The following is a 2,876-nucleotide window of genomic DNA, read 5'->3' on the forward strand; positions in this document are numbered from 1 at the left end:
CGCAAAAGTGCCCTGGCAAGGCTTATACGTGTCTTTTGGCCGCCTGAAAATGAATCCAGCGTCCGCTCAAAGTCAGCATCGGTAAAACCTAAGCCAAAAGCCACCCGCCGGATATTATTCTCATATTCATAACCGCCGCCACGTTCAAACCTGTCCACTATTTTAGCATACTCATTAAGCAGCTCGGCTTGGGCAGCTTCATTTTTCTCGGCGGCAATTGCCGTCTCCAAACGGCGCATATCAGCCTGCCAGCCTAGCACGTCGCTATAGGCGCTAGCCAGTTCCTGATAAAAAGTATGCTTACCAGTGCCGGAATCCTGTTCGACATAACCGACTGTCTCCCCAGCCGGCAGCGAAACCTGTCCATTGTCGGCCTGCTGAAAGCCTAACAAACAGCGCAGCAGCGTAGTCTTACCCGTACCGTTGGCCCCAATCAGTCCCACTTTATCACCGCGCCGCAGTTCAAAACTTACGTCGCTGAACAATGTCTCTATCCCAAAAGCCTTAGTCAGTCCATCTACCCGTAAAACTCCCATATGTCCACCCTTAAAAAATTTATTTATAGTAAGTAGCGCTGTCATTGCGAGCGCAGCGCGGCAATCTCATCTTTTCGGAAGAACATCTTCCCTTCATAACAATTATACCAGTATATTGCGAACTGACCAATAATTTGATAGTATTAAGTCATCGAACACATGTTCCCAAGATATCTACAAAATAGCCTACTACGAGAGGAGTGAAGTCATCAATGTCTCAGCATTTGGTCATCCCCGAACGCATTGCCGCCATCTTGCCTTGCTATAGTGCGACGGGCGATACCACTAAAATTATTACTACCGACGGTATTATTGATACCACCGACACCCGCATCCGGACAGTAATCAGACGACTGGCAATTAGCCGGGCTACCGATCTGGCCGCCCTCAAAAAACGCGCCTCCTTCGCCACCCAAAGTTCAATTCTGCAACCTCTGCCGCTTACCCCGGGACTGGTGCTCTGCCCGATAAAGGTACGCACCCCGCGCGTGGCAGGTGACACCAGCACCGGTTATATAAACTATTATGCCGTTAAAAGTGTTGAAAAAGACGCTAAGACGCCAAACCAAGCGATAATCTGTTTAGCAGGCGGAATTCGCCTGCCGGTTATGTGGACAATAGCAACCGTCAACAAGCATCTCCAAAATGCCCGCCTGGCTCTTACCTATACCCCACAATACCCGGCAACGACTGGCATCCATGAAGATGTTCGGACATATGCCCCGGAGATTGTCCCCATAATCCAAAAATTTGTCGAAGTCATCTGCGACATCGTTGCCGCCAAACAGCGTTAATCATGGCGAACCACAGCAACTTCACGCTTATCCTGCTCAAGCAGCTTGCATACCGTTAGCATAAATTCGTCGGCGCTTAGCCGCCTGCCGATTTCCAGCACATGCACAACCCCGCCCCGGCAGAGCGGGAGCCCTTCCGCCACCGGTTTTGCCCCATTTGTCACCCTTATTATCTCAATAATTGGATTATCGTCAGCAATACGGGCCAAGATTACCGGGGTGAGATCACTTGAATTATTATCAACAACGACAATGTCGCAGTCAGAGTCGTTATTTTCAATCTCTCGCACTAAATAGCGCATTAAATCTTCAATTTCCTGCTCACAGTCTTTAACTATGATTAAGAAACTGGCGCTCGGCAGTTGCACCAACCGAGGCTCAATAAACATATCCCAAATATCACGGATTAACAGCCACCCGCCATAAATCGCCAAGGAAAGTAAAATTACACTTCCAATATACGAAAAATACAAAATATCCTACCCCCTCTGCGTGGGATAGGATAGTATATGCAAAGTATCTTAGGGGTGTTACTGCGAATAAGTCCGAAATAGAGTATCTGTCATCGCGAGGGCACAAACCCGTGGCGATCTCCTCCCTTAGTTAAGCTCCACTATCTTATGCTTTAACGCATACAGCACAGCCTGCGTCCGGTCGGTAACATTAATCTTCCGAAAAATATTAGTCAAATGGTTCTTGACCGTTTTTTCACTCAAGAAAAGCGTCTGGGCAATTGTCTGGTTGCTCATACCTTGGCAAATAAGCTGGAGAACTTCAATCTCGCGATAAGTAAGCCGTTCTTCCCGACGACGGTCTAAAACCTTAGCCGCCTCATTCTTCTTTTCTTCCTGACGATTAATCTCCCTAAGCAGCTTGCGGGCTAAAGTCGGATAAATAAAGGACTCGCCTTCGTAAACCGTCTTAATGGCCTTTACCAGCATCCCGGGCTCAACATCTTTAAGCAGATAGCCGGCAGCCCCGGCTTTTATAACCTCAATCACATAGTTCTCATCATCATGAATAGTTAGGATAATTACCTTAGTTGTTGATTGTGCATCGCGAAGACATCTGGTAACTTCCAGCCCATTCTTCCGCGGCATATTTATATCAAGCAGCAAAATATCTGGCGCTAATTCAGTTGATTTGGAAATGGCCGCATCGCCATCAGCCGCCTCGCCAATCACAACAAGATCAGGTTCCAATTCTAATACATTCTTAATACCTTGACGCAACAATGCATGGTCATCTGCAATAAGTAATCTGATTGGCACGCTGCTCACCTCCCGTCCATTTCCTAACCACAATCAAGTGACTAAGTCTAACTAATACTTTTTTCTACATAAAGTGTAATAATCCTGTCAACTATTGACAGGATTATACTGGTAATAAAGACCCAACTTCAACCAATATATATTATTAAAGTCCCATATTCAACCTTGATCGATAAAACTATAAATGTAGTGATACAACCTAAAGTCACGCAGGCTAGCTAAACTGTCATTGCGAGCGCAGCGCGGCAATCTCAAATCCCCTTCAGCGCCTTCAA

At 46.6% G+C, this 2,876-nt stretch carries 4 protein-coding genes; 1 reads left to right on the top strand and 3 read right to left on the bottom strand.

Annotation, left to right across the window (positions count from 1 at the left end; translation table 11 throughout):
* Positions 1-536 (bottom strand): ABC-F family ATP-binding cassette domain-containing protein (locus GX348_08170; protein ID NLP42153.1); only part of this gene is annotated, 536 nt, incomplete at its 3' end.
* 212 nt (positions 537-748) lie between these two features.
* Between GX348_08170 and GX348_08175 the strand changes: the two genes are divergently transcribed.
* Complete coding sequence (locus GX348_08175) at positions 749-1,330, top strand: hypothetical protein (GenBank protein ID NLP42154.1); 582 nt, start codon at positions 749-751, stop codon at positions 1,328-1,330.
* Here GX348_08175 and GX348_08180 read toward each other — a convergent pair.
* Together GX348_08180 and GX348_08185 are read right to left on the bottom strand one after the other, a co-directional pair.
* Positions 1,327-1,803 (bottom strand): glycosyltransferase, encoded by a 477-nt coding sequence (locus tag GX348_08180; protein NLP42155.1) that lies wholly within the window; start codon positions 1,801-1,803, stop codon positions 1,327-1,329. The genes GX348_08175 and GX348_08180 overlap by 4 nt on opposite strands.
* A 126-nt stretch (positions 1,804-1,929) precedes the next feature.
* A complete protein-coding gene (locus GX348_08185; protein ID NLP42156.1) occupies positions 1,930-2,601 on the bottom strand; it encodes a response regulator transcription factor in 672 nt (223 codons plus the stop codon).
* Positions 2,602-2,876 lie beyond the last annotated feature (275 nt).

The organism is Veillonellaceae bacterium, assembly GCA_012523975.1.
Lineage (GTDB): Bacteria > Bacillota > Negativicutes > JAAYSF01 > JAAYSF01 > JAAYSF01.

What these genes read in the sequence shown, in the direction of transcription:
- GX348_08175 (NLP42154.1), top strand. Translation starts at nt 749, where the DNA reads ATGTCTCAGCATTTGGTCATCCCCGAACGCATTGCCGCCATCTTGCCT.